Origin of the sequence: Leyella lascolaii, from assembly GCF_900079775.1 — a bacterium.
In the GTDB taxonomy this organism is placed as follows: Bacteria; Bacteroidota; Bacteroidia; order Bacteroidales; family Bacteroidaceae; genus Prevotella; species Prevotella lascolaii.
In genome coordinates this window covers 480,035-501,085 of record NZ_LT556050.1, presented here as the reverse complement: position 1 = coordinate 501,085, position 21,051 = coordinate 480,035, and the positions used below count along the sequence as shown (strand labels likewise).

At 40.4% G+C, this 21,051-nt stretch carries 19 protein-coding genes and 1 pseudogene; 13 read left to right on the top strand and 7 right to left on the bottom strand.

Annotated elements, in window-relative coordinates; genetic code table 11:
- Positions 1–101 precede the first annotated feature (101 nt).
- The 5 genes from BN4609_RS14520 (at position 102) to BN4609_RS14500 (ending at position 5,530) form a co-directional block, all read left to right on the top strand.
- Positions 102–1,037 carry a hypothetical protein gene (locus BN4609_RS14520; protein ID WP_068857248.1) on the top strand — a complete coding sequence of 312 codons (936 nt, stop codon included), beginning with the start codon at positions 102–104 and terminating at the stop codon, positions 1,035–1,037.
- Positions 1,038–1,692: 655 nt separating this feature from the next.
- Positions 1,693–2,010, top strand: coding sequence for a DUF3467 domain-containing protein (locus BN4609_RS14515; RefSeq protein WP_021993818.1), 318 nt, complete (start codon positions 1,693–1,695; stop codon positions 2,008–2,010).
- Positions 2,011–2,840: 830 nt separating this feature from the next.
- The gene (locus BN4609_RS14510) at positions 2,841–3,059 is read left to right on the top strand and encodes a hypothetical protein (protein ID WP_164071708.1); all 219 of its coding nucleotides are present in this window, start codon (positions 2,841–2,843) and stop codon (positions 3,057–3,059) included.
- A gap of 64 nt (positions 3,060–3,123) precedes the next feature.
- Positions 3,124–4,656: a hypothetical protein gene (locus BN4609_RS14505; protein ID WP_164071707.1), complete on the top strand. Its 1,533-nt coding sequence runs from the start codon at positions 3,124–3,126 to the stop codon at positions 4,654–4,656.
- A gap of 598 nt (positions 4,657–5,254) precedes the next feature.
- Positions 5,255–5,530 carry a hypothetical protein gene (locus BN4609_RS14500; RefSeq protein ID WP_005859087.1) on the top strand — a complete coding sequence of 92 codons (276 nt, stop codon included), beginning with the start codon at positions 5,255–5,257 and terminating at the stop codon, positions 5,528–5,530.
- A 101-nt stretch (positions 5,531–5,631) separates the two neighbouring features.
- Here the strand turns inward: BN4609_RS14500 and BN4609_RS14495 are convergent, their stop codons facing one another.
- Together BN4609_RS14495 and BN4609_RS14490 are read right to left on the bottom strand one after the other, a co-directional pair.
- Entirely contained in the window at positions 5,632–6,144 is a 513-nt protein-coding gene (locus BN4609_RS14495) for a DUF6155 family protein (RefSeq protein WP_005859085.1), read from the bottom strand.
- A gap of 91 nt (positions 6,145–6,235) precedes the next feature.
- Positions 6,236–7,063 (bottom strand): GIY-YIG nuclease family protein, encoded by an 828-nt coding sequence (locus BN4609_RS14490; protein ID WP_008779797.1) that lies wholly within the window; start codon positions 7,061–7,063, stop codon positions 6,236–6,238.
- A gap of 193 nt (positions 7,064–7,256) precedes the next feature.
- On the opposite strand from BN4609_RS14490, the gene BN4609_RS14485 reads away from it, so the two are divergent.
- Genes BN4609_RS14485 through BN4609_RS14455 form a run of 7 tightly spaced genes read left to right on the top strand, consistent with a single transcriptional unit; the run spans position 7,257 to position 14,832 of the window.
- Positions 7,257–7,460, top strand: a complete 204-nt coding sequence (locus tag BN4609_RS14485; RefSeq protein WP_005859081.1) for a helix-turn-helix domain-containing protein — start codon at positions 7,257–7,259, stop codon at positions 7,458–7,460.
- Positions 7,461–7,466: 6 nt separating this feature from the next.
- Positions 7,467–10,631 (top strand): type I restriction endonuclease, encoded by a 3,165-nt coding sequence (locus BN4609_RS14480; protein WP_005859079.1) that lies wholly within the window; start codon positions 7,467–7,469, stop codon positions 10,629–10,631.
- 2 nt (positions 10,632–10,633) lie between these two features.
- Positions 10,634–12,310 (top strand): HsdM family class I SAM-dependent methyltransferase, encoded by a 1,677-nt coding sequence (locus BN4609_RS14475; RefSeq protein ID WP_005859077.1) that lies wholly within the window; start codon positions 10,634–10,636, stop codon positions 12,308–12,310.
- A complete protein-coding gene (locus BN4609_RS14470; protein WP_005859076.1) occupies positions 12,303–13,304 on the top strand; it encodes a virulence RhuM family protein in 1,002 nt (333 codons plus the stop codon). Before BN4609_RS14475 ends, BN4609_RS14470 begins: the two co-directional genes overlap by 8 nt.
- Before the next feature lie 12 nt (positions 13,305–13,316).
- A complete protein-coding gene (locus BN4609_RS14465; RefSeq protein ID WP_005859074.1) occupies positions 13,317–13,742 on the top strand; it encodes a hypothetical protein in 426 nt (141 codons plus the stop codon).
- Positions 13,743–13,778: 36 nt separating this feature from the next.
- Positions 13,779–14,210, top strand: a complete 432-nt coding sequence (locus tag BN4609_RS14460) for a hypothetical protein (RefSeq protein WP_005859071.1) — start codon at positions 13,779–13,781, stop codon at positions 14,208–14,210.
- A 10-nt stretch (positions 14,211–14,220) separates the two neighbouring features.
- Positions 14,221–14,832 (top strand): restriction endonuclease subunit S, encoded by a 612-nt coding sequence (locus BN4609_RS14455; RefSeq protein WP_068857245.1) that lies wholly within the window; start codon positions 14,221–14,223, stop codon positions 14,830–14,832.
- Positions 14,833–14,984: 152 nt separating this feature from the next.
- Here the strand turns inward: BN4609_RS14455 and BN4609_RS17035 are convergent, their stop codons facing one another.
- The 3 genes and pseudogenes from BN4609_RS17035 to BN4609_RS16280 all read right to left on the bottom strand — a co-directional run.
- Positions 14,985–16,214, bottom strand: a complete 1,230-nt coding sequence (locus BN4609_RS17035) for a restriction endonuclease subunit S (protein ID WP_008779799.1) — start codon at positions 16,212–16,214, stop codon at positions 14,985–14,987.
- A gap of 57 nt (positions 16,215–16,271) precedes the next feature.
- Positions 16,272–17,264: a site-specific tyrosine recombinase/integron integrase gene (xerA, locus tag BN4609_RS14445; protein ID WP_005859054.1), complete on the bottom strand. Its 993-nt coding sequence runs from the start codon at positions 17,262–17,264 to the stop codon at positions 16,272–16,274.
- Between the two features lie 32 nt (positions 17,265–17,296).
- A pseudogene (locus tag BN4609_RS16280) lies at positions 17,297–17,702 on the bottom strand (IS1380 family transposase); the annotation flags it as partial.
- Between the two features lie 267 nt (positions 17,703–17,969).
- Here BN4609_RS16280 and BN4609_RS14440 point away from each other — a divergent pair.
- A complete protein-coding gene (locus BN4609_RS14440; protein ID WP_005640468.1) occupies positions 17,970–19,337 on the top strand; it encodes a hypothetical protein in 1,368 nt (455 codons plus the stop codon).
- A gap of 190 nt (positions 19,338–19,527) precedes the next feature.
- On the opposite strand, the gene BN4609_RS14435 is transcribed toward BN4609_RS14440, so the two are convergent.
- On the bottom strand, positions 19,528–20,385 hold the full coding sequence (locus BN4609_RS14435; protein ID WP_227154503.1) for a transposase: 858 nt from the start codon (positions 20,383–20,385) through the stop codon (positions 19,528–19,530).
- Positions 20,339–20,743 (bottom strand): hypothetical protein, encoded by a 405-nt coding sequence (locus BN4609_RS17030; RefSeq protein ID WP_005859047.1) that lies wholly within the window; start codon positions 20,741–20,743, stop codon positions 20,339–20,341. The genes BN4609_RS14435 and BN4609_RS17030 overlap by 47 nt, the downstream gene beginning before the upstream one ends.
- Between the last annotated feature and the right edge of the window lie 308 nt (positions 20,744–21,051).

Genomic DNA, 21,051 nt, shown 5'->3' with positions numbered 1-21,051 from the left:
AAGTGAGACCTTGTCCTGTGGATTGATATTCCTATCTTTGTGACACGTCTTCCGGAACGCTGTCCGGATATGTGTTTTCCTATTCCGAATATCTGAAAGTTATGAGACATCTGTATATCTTTTTGTCGTTGGTGCTGTGCGCATGTGCTTCCGGCTGTATGTCGGGGCTCTCCGGCAAGTGGAAGGTGCTGGCACACAGCTCCGGTTCTGAGGCTGACACCGTCCATCCCGACAGTCTGACACCGTCGCGACAGCCGTATGAGGGCTTTGTGTGGGACGAGGTGAGGGGTGCCGGACTGCGCTTGCTTGCCCAGCGAAACGGCAGCATGCGCGTCATGGCAGACCCGTCGTTGCCGGGCATGGTGCTTGTGAGGGACGGCAGTGCGAGTCCTGTGCGGCTCATACAGGTGTTCGACATAGGCGTCGGAGGCATCAGCGTCTTGACAGACACGCTCCGTGCGCGTGGGGAGTTGCCTGCCGGCGAGACGTGCCGGTTCCGTAAGATAGACTCAGACAGGGCTGGCGTGAGCAGGTATATTCTCGTGCCTCATGGTGACTATGCCGCACATGTCGATTCCGTCTCGGCTCACGGACCGGTGCCGTCGACCTGCGGAGGATGGGGCGTGGGCAACAGCGGCATGCGCTATTTCGAGATACACGACAGCAGTCCGTCAAAGGCGGTTTTCGTGGAGATAGGGCAGGAGATGCCGCTCTTTGACGAAAAAAGCATAACGCTTGCCGACACAGAGTCTGACGCCATGTCAAGAGACGTGTTGTATACTCTTGAGGGTGTTCTGAGAATGGGACACGAGGTGAGGTCGTTTGTGCCTTCGGGCAGCGATAAGGAATATTGGGTGGTCGACAAGACGGGAAAGCTTGGCGGCATGTACGACCGTGTTACCGGTGGAAAGAAAAACGGCAGTCCGGTGAGGGCGGTTCTCAAGTTGGAGTATGGCGGCAGACGCGGTGACGGCTTTGCCGAACAGTATGACGGGGTGTGGCTTGTGCGTGAGGTGGTGCGCGTCGCTTCCGTCTGACGCCTCGCCTTCTTCTTCCGGTCCGTCCCGGCATGGTCGGAACGGGGTGTTTTCGTACCCGTAAAACACAATGATATATATCGGTTTGCGAAAGAGGCTCTTTGAGGCTGCGGAAAAGGCTTTTCGGGACGATGAAAGAGCCTCTTTCGCAGCCTCAGAGAGCCTCTTTTGTAATGCGCTGTGCGCCAGTTGGTTGCGCGGTTGTTTTTCTTCGTTTCTGTGCATGTGCCTTTTGTGTCATTAGCCTTTGTCTTAATGCGGTATGTCTCGCGTGTTTTCGTGAGTCCGGAGGGGTGTCCGCTGTCTTGCTTTCATGATTATGGTGTGACGTCAACGGTAGTGTATCTGCATGGAAGCGGTTCATTTTTTGATTCATATTTTTGGGAATGTAAGTCGGATATGTTATCTTTGCATAAGATAAGCTTCGGCTCGGCAATAGCAAGTCTTATAAAACTACGTTTTCAAAACTTGCTGCTGCACTCGCCTTGCATTATCTTTGCAAAAGACAGGCTGCACTCGGGAAGCCGGAATAAAAAAACTTTCCGTCTGTTCGCGGCATCTTTAGGGAATATACTCAGTGCGCTGTGTTCCATATGGCATCAGCTTTATGATATGGCGCAATTTATTTTTTTATATCTAAAACTAAAAAATTATCATGGACGAAAACAACAATCAGAAACAGGGCTTTCCCATTGAGCTCAATGCGGAGACAGCCCTCGGCGAATACGCCAACCTTGCTTTGATAAGCCATTCAAGTTCCGACTTCGTTATCGACTTCGCACGCATGCTCCCCGGCATGCCCAAACCGCAGGTGCGCAGCAGGGTTGTTCTTGCTCCGGAACATGCGAAACGTCTCCTCCAGGCGTTGCAGGAAAACATATACAAATACGAGCAGTCGTTCGGTAAGATTCAGATTCCCAACCAGCAGGGACGCACCATCGCTCCGTTCAACAGTGGTACAGGTGAGGCGTGAGCTGACTTGTTTTTCTGAAAGAGACATGGCAGGGATGCGTTTGATCATCCCTGCCTTTTTTATTCGTTTAACCTTTTCCACTTTCCGTTTTTTATTTTTGTCATTTCATACTGTTGCAAGCCGGTATGCGCGTTACGCTTCTTTGACATACCGTAATGCGTTTGTAGCCTCGCCAGTCAGTCAGAATCTGTGATTGTTTTTCGTTGCGGCTAAGTTTCAGTAACCTGATATTGTATGTCCGTCCCGCTTGTCCGACGTGGCTGTATGCATTTTCTGATGTAGTAATATGTGCAAATGTATATAGTCGTTTCTCATGTATAACAATATTTAAAAATATCTACACCTCTAATGCAGAGGTGTATACATATTGCGATATATATTATTCTAAACATCAGCAAAATTAAGATTAAAGTATGACTTAGCAAAATATACGGCATTATAATTAACATAAATACATATATATTAACTAACGTGAGTGCCAGTATTGGTTGAATATAAGAGATAAATACAATAATCAAACATCTCCATTTCCTCTATTTTGTGAAAACATATACACCTCTGCATTAGAGGTGTAAGGTTCTCAAAGCATATGCGGCATGTTTTTTAAGTCTGTATGACTGAAAAAGGCACCGTGATGCGGAATCTCTCATAAGCGTCGTTTCGCGACAAAAGCTGCGTTTATTTACATTAAGTTTTATCCATAAACAGACAATAAATTCTATTACAACGAGGCATGCCGGACTATCTTGAATTCCGRAAAGCCACACCGCCACATCCTGACGGCAACGGTGAGAAATGAATGTATAAAACCAACGAAAATAAAAAAGGAAATGAAGAAAATGTATGAAAAACCATCCGTCGATGTAATTGCGATGGAAACGGAACAGTCGATGGCGACCTTGTCATCGTACAACACTACCGGCGATGAGACGAATCCGGGATTTGACATCAATGAGGGCAATCCGCCGTCTGACGGCACAGACCTTAGAGGCAATGCCCCGTACGGTTCTACTGATAACTGGGCAAAACCGCACAATGTGTGGGAATGAGAGTGAATGACTGAAGAAAAGAAGAACAACAACAAGAAGAAAAAGAAAGGAAAAACGAGTTATTATGAAACATTTTAGTACATTTGTATCGATGTTCCTGCTGCTGCTCATGGGTGGCGTGCAGACTGCGACGGCGCAGGACGACAGCGACTGGGAGAGATATGCGAGAGACCCTCAGAATTTAGTCGGACAATACGTATATCTTTACAACGTCACCCAGCATGCGTTCCTTAATGCCGGAGGCAACTACGGAATGAATAGTATAATGAACGAAAGAGGTATAAGGCTTACGCTGGAGCGCGACGGTGAGGGAGACTACAATTTAAGAGGTCCGATAATAAACACTGCGCAGGGTGCCTATCTCGGCTTTGTTGAGGAAAATGGAGTTTATCCTGTTTATGTGGACAGGGCAAACGCGGATACTGAGAGCGACAAGAGTAATGACTTTGCGAAAATTGATTTCGTGTTAGCAGGAAATAATACATATTATATTCGCAACCAGAAGTCGCAAAAATACGTGGAAAATTGGTGGGGAACAGGACACTGGGAGACAGTCACAAGGTACTGGAATTACGATGGAAACAGGCACGCGGTTTATGCGGAAGAAACTTATCAGAACAATTCTGACGTGTGGTGTCTTATTTCGATAGATGATTACCGTGAGCTTATTAAGAATATCGCACAGGTTGGCAACTACAATGTGAGCGGTCTGTTGTACAATACCCGCTTCATCCGTAACGTGAGCGATGAGGATAACCTTTTCTGGAAAACAACCGGACTCGATCATCTTTCGAGCGATTACTGCACAGCCATAAACCCGAAACTCGGAACTAATGAAAGCGGTAAAAACAATACATATGCACAACTTTATGGTTCATACGGCTGCTTGGAGATTGGTCGTGCCACCGGAACTTTCTATCAGGAGGTGAAAGATTTGAGACCGGGTCTGTATAAAGTTTCTGCCCAGGCGTTCTTCGATTTGTATGATGATGCTCCTTATACAGACGGTGCGTACGACGAAGATAATACTGCAACCGCAACCAACGCATACCTCTTCGCCAACGGCAATAAAGAGCCGATACCTGCGCTCACTGATGATCAGTATGATGAATTCATGGCTATTGTGAATGATCATTACGGGCAGCTTAAAGAAGAAGGTGAGTCATCAGACGGTACTCCTAACAGAAAACTGTTCCGCCGTAACGTTCCTGCATCAGTATTCATGACCGGTAACAATACGTTCGCACCTGATGAAAGCAAATTTGTGGTAGAGGTGTTCGTGATGGTTGGAGATGACAAGACACTCAGACTCGGTGTAGGTAAGGATAAAGAAGGTGGTCGTGTGTACATGGACAACATGACTCTGACATATATGGGTAACCCACAGGAGAATTCTTACGGCTTCGGCGTTGATGCTTATGGTGACTATGATGCTGTGGATCCGTATACATACAGCAAGGATGGATATGTATTCTATCTCAGCCGCAAGTTTGTAGGAAGCGATGAAGGTAATGGATGGAACTCTCTCACACTGCCTGTAGATCTCTCTTCGTCGCAGTTGCGCGGAGCTTTCGATGCAGCATATTTACATCACTGATTATCAGTGACTGTTCATTTTAATCGGTACAACCTCTGTTTTGACAAATACACAGAATGTGGGGACAAATGCAAATCGGTGTATTTCATAGCTTTGCATATATGTGTTGTACCGCTTTCTTTTAGCCTTTTTTGCGAATGTCCGCTATCAGATACAAGGTGTTGAATGATAGGGCATTTCCGCAGGTATGTTACAGAACACTTGTTGAATACAAAGGTAGTGGTTTTCTTGGAATTTCTGTGGTTTGCGGTGTGTTTTTTATTTTCCAGAAGGTGTTGGATGATAGAATCGGTCATAAAACCTGAAAACTTTTGTAAGGTTTACGTTTGATTCGCTTGAAAAAGTGTAGAGCAATGTGCAATGGGTGATATACGTTGGGAAAAGTGTAATAAGGTTGAATTATTCGCATAAAAAATGTATGCGCGTATTACATACCTCTAAAAGATACAAACAAATTATACCCATACTGGTATATTGTTGATGTTTTGTCTTAATTTTGTATCCGAAAGGGTATAACATTAAAGGTATTATGCTATGGATATATTAAGTCTCACCAAAGTAACATCATTGTTCATCCTAACTTTAATAGAAAGAGACGATGGACAAAAGAAATAAATTGTGGAGACGCCAACAAATGGCTCGTGTGTTTAAGACTCGTATGATTCTGTATGCCGCTTATGGTCATTGCATCATTCGTGAGGATGGAAGCTATTATGAACATCCTCATTGGTTTGAGTTGGCAAAAGACAAATGGGCACAAGTTTACAAAACTACAGGAACTCCGTGTAGTTGCTGGATGTGCAGAGGATTTGAATATGACCGCAAAGAGTATAAGAAAGAAACTTTGCGTATTATTCGGGAATCAATGGAGTAGTTTAAAGGGACAGGATAGGAACTAAATCTGTGCCATTATGCGCACAGGTTCAGTTCCTTACTTTTTTGTGTAGGGCAAGGCTTTATCAAAGATTAAAAACACTACCGATATTCAGAATAAATATCTTGTAATGTATCATAAAATCCCCAACCACAATCCGATACGCTATCAATAAGCTTTTCAATCCGTTCGTAATAACAGGCTAACAATCCGTTGAGAAAGATAAAGCGCATAGCTTTGTCGAAATTTCCCTCCAGTGTTGTATAGAACTGTTCCCACATATCGCCAAATTCAAGTGTGTATTCGCATCCTTGTTCGATATAGAACAACATTAAATCGGCAACAGTGGTCGGCTCCGGTTTTAGCTTTTGAAAATCGGAAATGACTTTTCGACATTTGGCAAATGACGGCTTTTCGGAAAATCCACGAGTTGGGAAGAACTCGTTTCTGATAGCTTTCTTGCTCTTTTCTAATTCAGCGTTGCAATCTGGGGCAAGATAAAACTCCAGATAATCTTTTGCCTCTTTACGTGCATCGTATAGTTCAAGAACAATGTCGGTTATCTGTTCTTTTGTAAGTGACAACAAGTGTTTTTTTAGCTTTGCTTTTGACATAGATTGATTTTCAATTGATTGTGTATTTTACATTCCTGCTAATTTCCAAACAATCCTTTTTCTTCCATATATGCTTCCAATTGATATGTTATTAATCCAGCTGTTTTCTATAAACTGAATCCAATGTGTTTCCATCTTTGTCTTTCCATATCAACCAGCCATTATTACTGCTACCAATACAGAAATCTGCGGCAGTACTGGGACTTGAAAAAGTTTTATCTGATGTCAATACCAATATTCCGTTCTCAGTAGAAGTGTAATCTTGAAGCATTTTTTCTCGTTTTTCTTTCCAGTTGAAAGACGGAACCATTGTTTTGGCAACAGTACTTCCTTTTAGGACTGTAAAGCCATCGGAACTATAGAAGCCCTTTGCATTGCATCCTCTACCTTTGGTGTAGAATAGATGTTCTTCTTTGGGTTGTGATACATCAAAAATATTGCAACCGATAAATGATGCCAGAAACTTCACATCTTCGAAAAATTCATCCATTGAGTCCTGTTGATGCTCTGGTAGATTCGGTGCTTTAGGGATTTGTTTATTATCGCTTAAAACAAAAGCGTTTGCTTTCTTGGCTTCGGCTATCGCTTTATGTTCTAGGTATTGCACATCAACTTTAGTCATATCGGCATCTTTCGATACGAATATGAGTGCTTTTTGCCAAAACGCTTTTTTGCTGTCGTGGTCTTTTACACGTTCTTTGAAATTTTCCGTTTCACCTATATATGCCTGCGGTTTTGTTGATTCATCTTCCCCCAGTAATATATAGAATGCAGGTTTTTGTAATTTCTCTTGTGTATTCAAATAGGAGAGATTAGAACGTGGTACGACAAACATTTGGCAAATTTTGTTGCTAATGAATGCATATTGAGTTCCTTTAGGATCTCCGTCGATTAAATATGTTGTTACAGTCTTTCCCATTGTTATTCAACTTCAGTGATTTTGAGGATAGTTGTACTTACTGTTATATTCGTAATCGAAGATTTTGCATAAATATGTCTAATTTCAACTGTTTTGAGGTATAACTTATTTAAGTATAGCCTTTTCTTAATGCAAATATACACCATTATCGAATATAATTCGCTATATTTGCACTATAAAATCGCATTAAACAATGAAGCTAAATAAAATAAAGACTGTTTTGTCGGATAAAGGCATCTCCCAGACATGGTTAGCCAAGCAACTTGATAAAAGTTTTAGCATGGTCAATGCTTATGCGTGCAATAGAATTCAGCCGAATTTGGAAACACTTCAGCGGATTGCTGAGATTTTACAGGTGGATTTAAAGGATTTGATAACAGATAAAGAGGAAAGGTAAAATGCAATGAAAAACTTTACGGAGAATACAAGAGTACAAGTCCCGGCTGCATTGCATCTTTGCAAGCTCGGTTATACATATTTGGATGATTTAACATCATACAATCCCCAAACGAATATTTTGACGGATATTTTTATCCGTTCAGTAAAACGTCTGAATCCTGCTTTGACGGACTTGGAATGCAGCCAGTTACTGGATAAAATTGTCGGAATCTTGAATAATGATGATTTGGGCAAGGAATTCTATACTATGCTTTCTTCCAACAGTGGTGTGAAGTTGATAGATTTCGCTGATGCGAATAATAATGAATGGCACGTTACGACAGAGTTTACATGCGAAAATGTCGAATCCGGTGATAGCTTCCGTCCGGATATTACGTGCTTTATAAACGGCTTGCCTTTAGCTTTTATCGAAGTCAAGAAGCCTAATAATCACGATGGAATTTTAGCAGAGCGGGATAGGATTAATAAACGGATGCGGAGCAAGAGTTTTCGTCGCTTTATCAATCTTACCCAATTGATGATTTTTTCCAATAATCAGGAATACGATAATGAAAACAGAGTTCCGATACAAGGTGCATTTTATTGTTGTGCAGCAAAAGAGAGAGCTTTCTTTAATGTGTTTAGAGAGGCTGATGCTACTTTCGTGTCGAAATATCCATATTTAGCGTTGACGGAAGATTCAGAAAAACAGGTTCTCAAACATAGGAACTGTATCGTTATTAAAAACTTGCCCGATTATGAAACCAATAAGAAGGTAGATACTCCAACGAATCGTGTTTTGACATCAATGCTTTGCCGGGAGAGGTTTTTGTTTCTGTTAAGATATGGCTTTGCGTATGTTAATCGAACTATAGAGCTGGAAGATGGCAGTAAAATCACAACTCTTGAAAAACATGTGATGCGCTATCAGCAATTGTTTGCATCATTGGCTATTCGCAAAAAACTATCTAAAGGTGTCAAGAGTGGAATAATATGGCATACACAAGGCAGTGGCAAGACAGCATTGGCGTATTATTCAGTTCGTAGTTTGACCGATTATTATGCAAAACGCGAGACGGCTGTTAAATTCTACTTTATAGTGGACCGTATTGCGCTGATGGAGCAGGCGAGTGATGAGTTTGTTGCACGTGGCTTAGTCGTAAGGAATGTCAATAGTCGGGATGATTTAATGAAAGATATCCGCGATACCACCCCTGTAGTGAACAGTGAGGGTAAAGCGGAAATAATGGTTGTAAACATACAGAAATTTAAGGAGGATTCCACTAAAATACAGATAGAGTCAGGCTATAATACTAATCTTCAGCGTGTATTCTTTATAGACGAAGCACACAGAGGATATAGTCCACAGGGTAGTTTTCTTGCAAATCTTCTGGAAGCTGATAAGGATGCTGTAAAAATCGCATTGACAGGAACTCCTTTGTTGCGAGAAGAAAAAGAATCTTGGCGTGTCTTTGGTGATTACATTGACACCTACTATTATGATAAGTCGATAGCGGATGGTTATACGCTAAAACTGATGCGTGAACCGATAGAAACCATTTATAAAGAGCGTATTGAGAGCATTCTTGATAAATTGGCTGGAAACGTAGAGGTCAAGAAAAGTGATATAGACAAAAATAAAATAATTGAGCATGAAAGTTACCTGAATGCTTTGCTTGATTATATCATTTCTGATTTGCGAAGATTCAGAAAAGAACAAGCTGATGATTCTATCGGGGCAATGATCGTGTGCAAAACAAATCCACAGGCTCGTGAAATGTTTCGTTTATGGCAGCAGCGTTTTAGATTTGCGCAGCGCATTGAAGATAAATGGGAAGAACAGTTGGGAATGGTAGCAGAGCCAATGGTTGCGTATGGTCATGCCAAACCATTACGTGCCTCTCTGATATTGCATGATGAAGGAGACAAATTAGAAAGAAAGGCATATATTGAAGAATATAAGAAGCAGCAGACAGTAGATGTACTGATTGTCAATCAAATGTTGCTTACCGGATTTGATGCTCCCAGGTTGAAGAAACTATATTTGGGACGTAGTCTTGACGGTCATGATTTGTTACAGGCTCTTACGCGTGTAAATCGTCCGTATAAAGATTTTAAATATGGCTATGTGGTTGACTTTGTAGATATAAAGGAAAACTTTGATTCTACAAATGACCGCTATCTGAGAGAATTAAACCGTACAGCGGATATTAAGGAGATCCAACAGGACGAGCCTGTTGGTAATGCTATTATCGAAGATAAGGAAGAGATAATAGCGAAAATGAAAGAAATCAAGAGTATTCTCTTTAATTTCACTTGCGATAATCCGGAAGAGTTCAGACAGGAAATTGATGAAATTGAGGATAAAGACAGGCTCTATGAACTACGGTCAGTATTGAATGATGCTAAAGCTATTTTGAATCAAGTCAGAGCCTTTGGTGATGATGAATTGAAAGAAAAAATAGAGTCTTTGGCTTTTGGTGGTATTCCTACTTTGGTTACAGAGGTTACGCATCGCATAGAGAGGATGAATCTGTTTGAAAGTACAGAGCATAAAGCAGATGTTGCCGGAATAATCAATGTCGCTCTGTCAGAATTGGAATTTGAGTTCAAAAAGGGAATATCTGAGGAACTGAGAATTGTTGTCAATGATATTCGTGAGCGTTGCGAAAAGGTACAAACTGAATTTGATGCCAATTTTGATAGGAATGAAGAAAAATATGTCATCCTTGCAGATGAGTTCCGAGCATATTTCCGTAAAAAAGGTTTTGTTCCGCAAAATACTCAAGATGCAAAAGACAGCATTGATTACATGGATAATGTAATGAAAAAGATTCGGGAAATAAACAGACGGAATAATATCTTGAAGAAAAAATATAAGGGTGATGAGCGTTTTGTTCGTATTCACAAGCGGATTGAGGAGGAAAATCAAAAACGTGAACAGCCTATTATATCTGCACACGAATATGAAATAGCCGAGAATCTGTCACAGATGAAGTCTCAAATAGACAATATGTTATTCTTGAATATCAATGTTTTGGATAATGAAGATGCCTTTAAGCGTGATGTATTGGCTATTATTGGTCGTAAATTAATAGACCTTGGAATTAAGGCAAATTTGACAGACCGTAAATATATCAACAATCTTATCACAACAGAATATTTCCAACAACGTAATTTTGCATATTGATTATGAGCGATATAAATATAACAGAATCAACGATTGCCCTGATTGATTCTTTGAAAAGTACAACAGGTGCATTTGGTTTGGCAGGAACAGGAAGCGAATATAAAATTGTCACAGAAATGTTTCTGTACAAGTTCTTTAATGATAAGTTCGGCTATGAAGCCAAGCGAGATAAAATGTACGGAGAACGGCTAAGCAAAGCAGAAAAGTGGGATGCCGAATATGATACATTTACAGAGGAAGAGGTAGAAGACCTTTTCAGTTATTTGCCTGCTTCTGTGCCGAGACTTAAACCTGAACATACACTCTCTCATCTATATAATTTCACAGGAAAGGGAGATTTCTCTACATTGTTGGATGCTACATTAATAGATATAGCCAATATCAATGCAGATACCTTTTCTGTAACAACTTCCGGAAAAAGTAAGGTAAATATCTTCAGTGCCATAACAACATTTGTAACTGACCAACAAAAGCGTGATGAATTTGCAAAATCGCTGATGCGTAATGTTGCTTCATTCAATTTTGAACATGTATTTATTGAGAAGTATGACTTCTTTTCAAGAATATTCGAGCATTTGCTGAAGGGATTTAATAATGCCGGAGGTGGTAAATATGCCGAATATTATACTCCACGTGCCATAGCCCAAGTTATGGCGAGATTATTGGTCGGGGACAATGCAGATTTACGAGGCGTGACTTGTTACGACCCATCGGCTGGAACAGGTACATTGCTTATGGCTCTTGCTCATCAGATAGGAGAAGATAGATGCTCGATTTATAGTCAGGATATATCAGAAAAGTCGAGTGAAATGTTGCGTCTAAACCTTATTCTGAATAGTTTGTCTGCTTCTCTGCCAAATGTTGTACAGGGCAATACATTGACAGAACCATCACATACAGAATTAAGTGGCGCATTGAAGAAATTTGATTTTATCGTTTCAAATCCTCCATTTAAACTTGATTTTCCAGAGTATCGTGATACATTAGCTGCTGATACGATTCGGTTTTGGGCTGGAGTTCCGAATAAGGTTAAAAAAATCAATCCCGAAAAGCCTCAGATGGGAATATATTTGTGTTTCTTACAGCATGTAATAAACTCTTTAAAGGATACAGGGAAGTCAGCTGTCGTAGTCCCAACTGGTTTTATTACATCAAAAAAACGTAACAATGTTGTTGCCTATAATATTCTTCAAAAAATTGTAGATGAACATATAGTATGTGGATGTATATCAATGCCTACTAATGTATTTGCTACTACCGGAACGAATGTGTCCGTTATATTCTTTGATAAGTCGGCAACAGCAGATAAAGTAATTTTGATTGATGCAAGCAAATTAGGTGAAGAATATAAAGAAGGCAATAACCAGAAACGACGTTTGCTTGATAATGAGATAGATTTAATAGTCAATACGTTCCGCAACAAAGAAGTTGTAGAGGATTTTTCCGTAGCTGTTTCTTACGATGAGATAAAGGAAAAGGGCTATTCTCTTTCTGCTGGACAATATTTCGACATCAAGATAGATTATGTAGATATAACGGAAGAAGAGTTTAACAACCGTATGGCAAATTATAAACAAATACTCTCCGAGCAATTTAAAGAAAGCCATCGGTTGGAAGAGGAAATTATGAAGCAGTTGGATGCTTTGCAGTTCAACGAAAATGTAGGAAACAATGAGTAACGAAATACAGTTTTTGTTATACAATCTTCCCGATAAAGAGGGAAGAGTACAGGTGGTTATAAAAGACGAAACCATTTGGTGTACGCAAAAGGCTATGGCAGAGCTTTTCGGTATTGATAAATCAGGTATTAGCCGCCACATAGCCAATATATTTAGAGAGGAAGAATTACAGCAAGACACGACGGTTGCAAAAATTGCAACCGTCGTAAATCGAGGCATAAGAGGCGAGGTTGAAGAGTTGGTTGATTTCTATAATCTTGATATGATTATTGCTGTTGGCTATCGTGTATCTTCTCCAAAAGCTACCAAGTTCCGTCAGTGGGCTACCAAGATTCTGAATGAGTATATCAAGAAAGGCTTTGTGCTTGACGATGAACGCTTAAAACAGGGAACGGCAGTATTCGGAAAAGACTATTTCCGTGAATTGTTGGAAAGGGTACGTTCCATCCGTGCCAGTGAACGGCGTATTTGGCAACAGATTACCGATATATATGCAGAGTGCAGTATTGACTATGACAAGAACTCGCCTACCACACACGATTTCTATGCCATGATACAGAACCGTTTTCACTATGCCATTACCGGGCAAACAGCAGCAGAAATCATCTACACTAAGGCTGACCATACCCAAGAACACATGGGGCTGACTACATGGAAGAATGCTCCCGATGGGCGTATCTTGAAATCGGATGTGTCAATAGCCAAGAACTATTTGCAGGAAAATGAAATCCGTCGGTTGGAACGTGTAGTAACAGGATATTTCGACTATATAGAAGACCTTATAGAGCGTGAAAACACGTTCAATATGGAGCAATTTGCAGCCAGTGTCAATGAGTTTCTGACTTTCCGCAAATATCAGATATTGCCCGACAAAGGGCGAATCTCTGCGGCACAAGCCAAGACAAAGGCAGAAAGCGAATACGATATTTTTAATAAAACCCAACGGATTGATTCTGACTTCGATAAAGAAGTTAGGGGAATGTTGGGTGAATAATATAGATATAGTATGACAGAAGACGAAAAACTTATCCAAGAAGTACAGGATCAATGCGAGTATTTTGCAAAAGGCATCATAAACAGTCTTTGTAAGCGAGCCATTCGTAAAATAAACTCCTGGAACATTCACATAGGTACAGATGATTATCCTTCTTCGTTTAACTTTTTTAATATTCTCTCAATAGAGTACCAAAGCAAGTGTTACGATGAAATATCACCCTGCTTAGAGGACGCCATAGAGGGGGTATTGGACAATGAGTACGAGAAACTATTGCCGCAAGAGCGGTTCTTTGTGGATTATAGCCAATGCTATTATGATAACGAATTTGACTCTGAGTCTATTAAAAGAAAGATATATGACCGCTTCTACGAAATTCTCAACGAGCATTGGGAGTCAAAGAAAATAGCTAATTTTGAAGAAAAAAGAAACTGGTAATAAAACTACAAAAGTAAATATATACGATTAGATATAATGACTGAAATTAAAGAATTTCTTAAAAGTGAAACCAAAATATCAAAAGATTGCCGAGTGAAATATTGGCTATTCTGTAAAATCTTGGATTATTTACTTGCCAATCAATTTTATATTGGTAAGGACTATGTATCATATAAGGACATCCATACGTATCTTGACAAACAATGCACATTTGACTATATTGACTCTATTCATGCACAAACTGAACTTTGGGTCCATGAAATGTTATGGTTGGGTCTCATCAATTTTGATGAAAACTCACAGCAAATGTCTCTCACACCAGAAGGCTATAAAGCTTGTCAAGAGCAAAGATACCATAGTATTCTTGCATCATTGTATGAAGCAAAATACTCTCGTTTAATTGCAAAGTGGGCATTGATAGTTGCGCTCATATCTGTCATCCTTTCAATAAGTATTAACGCTATCTGATTTCTTAATAATGAAACTAATAGAAACCATAGAGACTTTTATATCAGGTGATTGGGGCAATGAATCACATACGGAAGACACTCCTTGCGAAGTCTTCTGTGTACGTGGTGCAGATATTGAGCCCATCAAAAACCAAGATTATAATCATATACCCAAAAGGTATATTTCAAAACGTAGTTATGAAAATAAGCTGCTACAAGTAGGTGATATAATTGTAGAAAAATCAGGAGGCAGCCCCACACAATCGACAGGAAGAGTTTGCCTTATAACGCCTAACCTTATAGAAAAGTTGCAATCGGTTGATTGTTCAAACTTTTGCGCAGCATTCCGTGTGAAAAAAGAGTGGGATGCGGAATACATTTATCTCTACATTCAGCACTTTTATAACATGGGAGCTTTCTTCAATTTTGAGGGCAAAACTTCAGGAATTAAGAACCTACAACTAGAGCAGGCATACCAAGCCATTGAAATAAAGCCAATTTCTATTGCTGAGCAAAAGAAACTGGCCAAAACTATTCGTACTATCGATGGGAAAACGGCTATAAACCGTTCGATAAATCAGAATTTANAAAAAAGAGTGGGATGCGGAATACATTTATCTCTACATTCAGCACTTTTATAACATGGGAGCTTTCTTCAATTTTGAGGGCAAAACTTCAGGAATTAAGAACCTACAACTAGAGCAGGCATACCAAGCCATTGAAATAAAGCCAATTTCTATTGCTGAGCAAAAGAAACTGGCCAAAACTATTCGTACTATCGATGGGAAAACGGCTATAAACCGTTCGATAAATCAGAATTTACCGATACTTGACCGTTCATCAAAAGTGGGAGAAGTTCGTCTCGTTGCTTAGTAAGGAATTCGTTTTCTTTTTGAATTACAAACTGTTTGTTATTAAGAGCTGACACTTGCTTTTCCCATAAATCCAAGATTGCATCACTTGGCTTTAGAATTGGAAATTTCAGCACGTCTTCACGAGACACCTCTTTGAATGTTGTTCCAGTGCCTAGTTGTTCTATCTGCTTGATGTGAATGTTTAGATAATAATACAGGTAAGTTGATATGTTTTCCGCTTTGGGAACAAAGCTCTTAAATCCTTGATTGGTACACAACTCAGTCTTAGCAATAGATAACAGACCTATTGGCGCACGGCTTGACATCAATATTGTATTTGGAGGCAATAAATGAGTACTGCAAGAATTATATCCTGCTTGCGAAATATTGCGTTCTCCTTGATATACAAACTTTTGCTTCTGGTCAGATAAATCTTTCGGAGTAATCCAAACAATATCTCCTCCATAATTTTGTTCATTAATAGTAGAAGGGGTTGCACCATTGTAAACATCAGCAATATCCTCTATATTTTTGTTTTCCCAAGATGCAGGAATCTTACGTTTCAACTTCTCATTCCAAACCATTTCACCGCCACTTGACTTATATGGTCTTCCATTCTCATCTGGAAAGTCAAATTGCACAAACCAGTAATCGTAAAGCTGCTTTGCCATTGCTTCTAAATTCTGATTTATCTGCTCATTGAGTCTGATTTTTTGGTCAAGATTCAAGAAAAATGTGCCAATGCTTTCCTCCGAACAAGAAAGTGTTGGCATTTCATATCTTAGAATTTGCTCTTTATCTCCACGAGGCATTTTACTTCCTTTGGCTCCTTGCATTACATAGTCAAAAAAAGAATCTTGAAGTAGTACGGCATAAAGAAAACTTGGCGAATGTCCCTCTTTAGCTCTAAAAACCAACACGTCAGAAGAGGCTCCACCGTCTATATCTGCAAACCAAACCTTTTTGAGATATGGTCTGATATTTGCTATTAATACATCGCCATGTTGATAGCGAGTGAGACAACAAGACTGTGGCGGAAGATTGGTTGCAATTTCCCGTCCTTTTTTGTTTTGTAATATGCAGTCTGTAGTAACATATTCGCGTAAGGCAATATCGTTGCTACTGATTTTGTCGGTTACATAATCTGCGATTGATGATAACTTAGTCATATACATCCTGTTTTGGATGCAAAGTTACATAATTTTAGGCAGATTCTTGTGGTTCAGTTATCCCAAATATTTCTTATGCGCCAACTTTACATTGTTTTGATTCACAATGGCATAGTGCAGTGTTGTGTCAATGCGTACATGACCAAGTAGTCGCTGCACCTGTTCGATGGGCATACCTTTGTCGATAGCCATTGTTGCAAGGGTACGACGGAACTTGTGAGGATGAACTTTTGGCATAGAAAGTGCTTGCCCCATTTTTCTGATTCTAACTTCCACACCGCTAATAGTCAGTCGTGAGTGTGGCGAATTGAGGGAAACGAATAAGGCTGGATTGCTGTCTGTTCGCTCATTAAGATATTGTTGCAAATGTAGTTTGGTACGGGCGTTGAAGTAAACAACACGTTCTTTGTTACCTTTTCCGAACACCACGCACTGCCGTTCGTGGAAATCAATATCTTCACGGCTCAGTTTGACCAACTCACCCACACGAATACCCGTGGATGAAAGAAAGTCTATAATAGCAAGATCTCGTTTGGTCGTGCAACTATCTCGAAGTTGCTCCAATTGTTCGTCAGAAAGCACCTCTTTTACAAGTGAATCTGTCTTAACCTTGTGAATGCGTCTTACCGGGCTTTTGGCGATATAATCTTCATCTTCCAACCATGCAAAGAAGCTGGAAAAGATTCGTCGCATATTGTCAATGGTCACTTTGCTCGATTGGTGTTCTTCTTGATAATCGGATAGATAAGTACGAATATCTGTTGTCGTAATGTGACAAATTGCCAATGAAAGCGTGACTAACAACCGTTCAATGGTATTACGGTAGTAAGTTAATGTCTTTTCTGAACATCCCTCTATCTTTTTGGCTGATATAAAAGAGTTAAGAAGATGTTCATTCTCCTGCGTTTGCTGTGTGGCACAATCGCTCTTTTCAATGATTTCTACATTATGCAGTTCTGATGTAAGCACAGCTTTAAGCCGTGCCATTTGTCGGCAATCTAAGTCACGCTGCATTTCCGCAACTATCGCCTGAATGATGTTTTCTTTCATAATTCTAATAATTTTGTTCTTATATATAATATTAATTCTCCGGTAGCAATGAGAGACTTGACCAACAATTCGTTCATTGTGTCAGCTGTATTGAAGTCATATGATTTACCTGAGTCTGGAGATGAATACGTTATGTTGTCTGTAGTCAGTTCTTTTATGGCGCGAAGAATCGTGTCTGCGCTGCAGGTTTTAAGTTTGGGATGCAGGGAAAGATGGGGCATGAGATGAGTGGATATGTCTTCAATGCACGAGCCGCCACAGAAGAATACGCACATGAGAGAACGGATGATTTCACTGTATTGGTAACCATAGGTTCTGCTACGCAGTCCTATATGTGGAGTCGATTACGTCCGATAAAAGAGCATCAAATTGCTCCATGATTGAAAATATTCCGCCAAAAGGTGTGATTGAATCGAATTTTATTTGTACTTTAGCCATGTCTGCTGAAGATTGGTTTGATTTTTATTGCAACACGAAGTTAAGTGAATCTTCTGACATGACAAAGCACTGGGTAATACATTACTACTCAGTGCTTTAAATTATTCTTGTACAAAAGTGTTGCGGAAATTAGGTATATCAACAATTGAGGAAGCGTTATGCTTGTTTTGTTGTGACTCCACTCAAAATGCGGTGTTCCGGTTTCACGCTTCCATGTATTATCAGGTTCTTCCAAGAAACCTGGAAGGCGTAAAATAATCCACATTTATGAAGCAGTATTGGTCTTTTTTCAAATCAGGCAAGTTTGCTTTTCTTGCCTTGTTCTTCGTATCACTTACGGTAATATCTTGTGACAACGATGACGATAACAATGTTTCTCCCGATCCGCCTATTGAGAAAGGCGAAATTGAGCTTGCAGAAAATGCCCAAGCTCTCAACTATTTTGATTTTATCAATCCGAACGATGTGGAGATCTTAAATGCTGACACAACACAGATTCGTGTGAGCCAGGCATACCTGGATAAGATAAAGACAAAGGTAAACAAGAACGATGTGTTGTCTATATGGCGCAGCATTGACACGCCACCTTTCATTCGGAAGGTATCAAATGTATCGGCAAACGGAAAGGATGCTATTCTGACGACAACCCAAGGTACATTGGCAGACCTGATAGAGCATGGCGACTTCAAGCTGAGCACGGAATTGTATGTTAACTACGGCGAGAAAGGCTTGAAGAACCGTTATTCCAAAGACGGCGTTTATCATCCCAGCGTGGTTATCTTCAGCGGTACAGAAGACAATGGCAAAAAGTATGCAACAGCCGAAGAGCTGCTGGCCCAAGAAGCTACATGGCACATTTTCAACAAGGATGGAATAACCAATTATTCATACGAAGAAAAAGGCTTACGCATTGGACTGAAGGATGTACAGACCCACACAGCATTAGACCTTGAAATCGGCATCAACATTTCCTGGTTCAAATTACGTAACTTTGATTGCTACTTCACAGGTGAGTACAAACTGGATGGTCCTCTGTTCGTTGAATGGGATGTGAAGGATAAATCAAGCGGCGGTGAAGTCCCATTAGTCTATTATCCTCCTATTGTAGTTGTATTCCCGATAGCAGGTCCCATTCACATTTCGGTCATGGTTATACCCACTTTAACTATGGACTGTAATGCACATGCAAAAGGCACGATAGGCATAACTCTGCCCATGACTTTTGATTCTTCCTTTAAGCTGGGTCCTTCCTATGCAAGAGACAGAGGCTGGGTCTTTTATAAAGAATACAACCATTCGTTTAACTGCTATGTAGATCGAACCAACATCACTTACTCTGGTGAAGTGGCTGCAAGCCTGGGTGTATATTTCAAGACGGAAGTCAATATAGCCTATTGCGGAGGTCCTTTCGTTAAAGTAGGTCCTTCTGTTTCAACAGATCTGTCTGCAAGTGTAGTAACGGGTTCCGACTATCAGTTCAAGGTCAACACCAGCGGCAAGTTTAAGCTGGCCGGTAAGACAGGAGCCGAATTGCATATAGTGGGATATTCGTTAGGCAAGTGGGAAACGGAATATGTTTTAGCGGAGAAAGATGCCTGGAATAAAGAATTTATAGTAGATATGTGGCCTAAGTAGGGCTTTTAGCGGATAAACCTCAATCAGTCATTAGAACGAGAAAAGTAAAGCGACTGACTATTTTTATTCGTTCTAACGACCGAATTGGGTTAAAAGAGACAAAATGGGCGAGGAAGACCACTGAGCTTTCAGCCTATTTTGTGACTTTCACTTATAGTCTTAACAGTCCGTTAAAAATTCAACATATCGGCTAAGCGGCTTCTGCCACTATGCCAAATAGTTCTTGGATAAGTTTAGTATTAAAAGTTCTGTTCGGTTTCAGACCGGACTTGCTAAAAAATCTTTTGAACATATAAATATTACTCAGATAGGCCTTTAGCAATCCGATGGAAAGCGACGGATAGTATTGTTTCCGCATGACCTTTGCGATGTTTACCGAGGCCAGTGAAGCATTGAAAGCGAAGTCGAGTTTCTTCAAGTCTCTTGCTTGGCAATCATTGAGTCCGGTAAACTGCTTTGAATCCCGAAAGCAAAACTCAATCTGGAATCGTGTACGGTAGTATTCGATGATGTCTTTGGCCGGCATGTCAAGATCGGTGGAGAAATAGATTTTATGTCCTCCTGATTCCGGATAATGAACCACTACTTTGATGTTGCGTTTCATTGCTTTTGAATATGCCTTGACTGAGTAAGCCCTTCCTCCTTCAATGTCTAGAATCTCGCAATGCTGAAGGTCGAGTCTCTCAAAATCAATCTTCTCTCCTTTGATACGCGGTCGTCCCCGTTTGCCTGTGCGGACACCGTTATGTGAATACCACAAGGCGGCATCATCACGTAGGCGGCTGATGACATGAAATCCCAGCAGACAGGCTTCACCCACGAACTTAGCCTTTGAGAACCAAGCATCCGCAACGATATAACGTGTTATGCCGAGCAACTTGTCCCTGTATTTGCGGAGTACGTCAAGATACCAGTCCACAAGGTTGTAATCTTCGCCTTGCTTTTCCATATACGCCTTGTCCGGTGTCTGTTCCGCACGTAGCATCATACAGTCCCGACTATCAATGTCGATAATGCCAATGCCGAGAATCTCCAATCCTCGTTTCATTGCAGAAGCGCATCCCGACCAGAACTTGCCGATATAAGGGAGTCTTCTTTCCCGACTTTGAAATGTAGCTTGCGTCTATGGCAATGGCTTTCCTGGCGCTTTCACCAAACCGCTGCCGCATAAGGAAGAGATTGAACTGCATCCAGTCAAACCCACGTTCAAACAACTGTCGGAAGCGTTGTTCCGAGCTATCTGAGTAACGCCCCATTTGTGTGAAATTTATCTTTCTTGGTAGTACCATATACAAAATCATGAGTTGGATGAATGCTGTTTCAAAACTTTTGCGTAACTTCGCCGAACAACTTTTCAAAGCATCGGTTACGATTTCCTCATATTGGTCAAGTGCTGTCTTATTCATACCTTTAATGTGTGGTAGGATACCATTAAAGATAATGATAATCAGCCACTTGACCTATTTTATTTTGCTAAACTTTGTCAATTAACTTGTTTGTTCTCAACGGATTAGGTATAAATTTAACGAAGTATTGTAATATAAGAGACTGCTAAATCAGAATTTACCGATACTTGACCATTCATCAAAAGCGGCAATAGTTCGTCACGCTGCATAGCCAATGAATCTATTTGTTGATAGTTATTTACAATCATTTGGTAGATACTTCCAATCTTCTCATCAAATAGTTTCAGAATATTTCTTGTTGGTATGGG

Excerpts from the sequence above, each read along its gene's own strand:
- BN4609_RS14520 (WP_068857248.1), top strand. The coding sequence starts at position 102 with ATGAGACATCTGTATATCTTTTTGTCGTTGGTGCTGTGCGCATGTGCT.
- BN4609_RS14515 (WP_021993818.1), top strand. The coding sequence starts at position 1,693 with ATGGACGAAAACAACAATCAGAAACAGGGCTTTCCCATTGAGCTCAAT.
- BN4609_RS14510 (WP_164071708.1), top strand. The coding sequence starts at position 2,841 with ATGAAGAAAATGTATGAAAAACCATCCGTCGATGTAATTGCGATGGAA.
- BN4609_RS14505 (WP_164071707.1), top strand. The coding sequence starts at position 3,124 with ATGAAACATTTTAGTACATTTGTATCGATGTTCCTGCTGCTGCTCATG.
- BN4609_RS14500 (WP_005859087.1), top strand. The coding sequence starts at position 5,255 with ATGGACAAAAGAAATAAATTGTGGAGACGCCAACAAATGGCTCGTGTG.
- BN4609_RS14495 (WP_005859085.1), bottom strand. The coding sequence starts at position 6,144 with ATGTCAAAAGCAAAGCTAAAAAAACACTTGTTGTCACTTACAAAAGAA.
- BN4609_RS14490 (WP_008779797.1), bottom strand. The coding sequence starts at position 7,063 with ATGGGAAAGACTGTAACAACATATTTAATCGACGGAGATCCTAAAGGA.
- BN4609_RS14485 (WP_005859081.1), top strand. The coding sequence starts at position 7,257 with ATGAAGCTAAATAAAATAAAGACTGTTTTGTCGGATAAAGGCATCTCC.
- BN4609_RS14480 (WP_005859079.1), top strand. The coding sequence starts at position 7,467 with ATGAAAAACTTTACGGAGAATACAAGAGTACAAGTCCCGGCTGCATTG.
- BN4609_RS14475 (WP_005859077.1), top strand. The coding sequence starts at position 10,634 with ATGAGCGATATAAATATAACAGAATCAACGATTGCCCTGATTGATTCT.
- BN4609_RS14470 (WP_005859076.1), top strand. The coding sequence starts at position 12,303 with ATGAGTAACGAAATACAGTTTTTGTTATACAATCTTCCCGATAAAGAG.
- BN4609_RS14465 (WP_005859074.1), top strand. The coding sequence starts at position 13,317 with ATGACAGAAGACGAAAAACTTATCCAAGAAGTACAGGATCAATGCGAG.
- BN4609_RS14460 (WP_005859071.1), top strand. The coding sequence starts at position 13,779 with ATGACTGAAATTAAAGAATTTCTTAAAAGTGAAACCAAAATATCAAAA.
- BN4609_RS17035 (WP_008779799.1), bottom strand. The coding sequence starts at position 16,214 with ATGACTAAGTTATCATCAATCGCAGATTATGTAACCGACAAAATCAGT.
- xerA (WP_005859054.1), bottom strand. The coding sequence starts at position 17,264 with ATGAAAGAAAACATCATTCAGGCGATAGTTGCGGAAATGCAGCGTGAC.
- BN4609_RS14440 (WP_005640468.1), top strand. The coding sequence starts at position 17,970 with ATGAAGCAGTATTGGTCTTTTTTCAAATCAGGCAAGTTTGCTTTTCTT.
- BN4609_RS14435 (WP_227154503.1), bottom strand. The coding sequence starts at position 20,385 with ATGAAACGAGGATTGGAGATTCTCGGCATTGGCATTATCGACATTGAT.
- BN4609_RS17030 (WP_005859047.1), bottom strand. The coding sequence starts at position 20,743 with ATGAATAAGACAGCACTTGACCAATATGAGGAAATCGTAACCGATGCT.